Below are 854 nucleotides of genomic sequence, written 5' to 3'. Positions count from 1 at the left end.
TGTAACGGTCAGATAACGGGACGTGTGTCCCGGAAAGCACAAGGGGAAGCGTGGGAACCGCACGCGCTCTGACGCCGTGGTTCACACACTCCCACCACTACTTTCAAGGGAGTGCACTTATGAAGTTCGATATGGGCAACCAGACCCTTTCCACCCTCACCACCAACACCGCAGGCTCCAACGACGACCTGGGCACCCTCGTCCAGCAGCTCGTCGCTTCGGTTGAGCCGCTTGAGGGCAAGTTCAACGGTGCCGGCCGCGCCGCCTTCGACCAGTTCAAGGGCCGCACCGACGAAATCAGCGCCGACCTCAACTCTTCGCTCAGCCGCATCGTCGAGGGCCAGGGCGGCATGGACACCGCCTTCCAGACCGGCGACCAGGAGTCGATGGACAACTCGACCTCCGCGCAGGGCTCGGCCAACTTCGACGGCGCACGCTTCTCCGGCCAGCGCTGAACCTCACCCGTCACCACACATACTTTTTTCTAGAGAGGAACTCTCATGCCTACCAGCGATCGTATTTCTTTTGACACCGGCGTTTCCCAGTCCGTCCAGGGCGACCTCGCAGGCATCATCGGCCGCCTCGAAGGCCTCATCGCCCAGCGCGACCAGCAGGTTGCTACCGCCATGGCCGACTTCCAGGCCGACGGCGTCTCCGAAGAATACCGCCACGTTGAACAGCGCTGGAACCGCGCCTCCAACGAAGTACGGAACATCATCAACCTCGTCAAGACCACCATGGGCAAGAACGACGAAACCGCCACCAGCGCCCAACAACGCGCCGCCAGCGCCGTCGCCAACATCGGCTAACACCACCACACCACCAACGCCCTGCCGCCCACGCGGCGGCAGGGC

The 854-nt window shown here is 63.0% G+C and carries 2 protein-coding genes; both read left to right on the top strand.

Annotated features, from left to right (window positions below; all coding sequences use genetic code 11):
• Positions 1-119 precede the first annotated feature (119 nt).
• A complete protein-coding gene (locus tag HMPREF3157_RS02315) occupies positions 120-455 on the top strand; it encodes a hypothetical protein (protein WP_034371481.1) in 336 nt (111 codons plus the stop codon).
• A gap of 45 nt (positions 456-500) precedes the next feature.
• Positions 501-809 (top strand): pore-forming ESAT-6 family protein, encoded by a 309-nt coding sequence (locus tag HMPREF3157_RS02310; RefSeq protein ID WP_034371478.1) that lies wholly within the window; start codon positions 501-503, stop codon positions 807-809.
• Positions 810-854 lie beyond the last annotated feature (45 nt).

The sequence above is a fragment of the Dermabacter sp. HMSC06F07 genome (genome assembly GCF_001807345.1).
Taxonomy (GTDB): Bacteria; Actinomycetota; Actinomycetes; order Actinomycetales; family Dermabacteraceae; genus Dermabacter; species Dermabacter hominis.
Note: the sequence above shows the minus strand (reverse complement) of the source record. Positions and strands in the feature narration are given on the sequence as shown.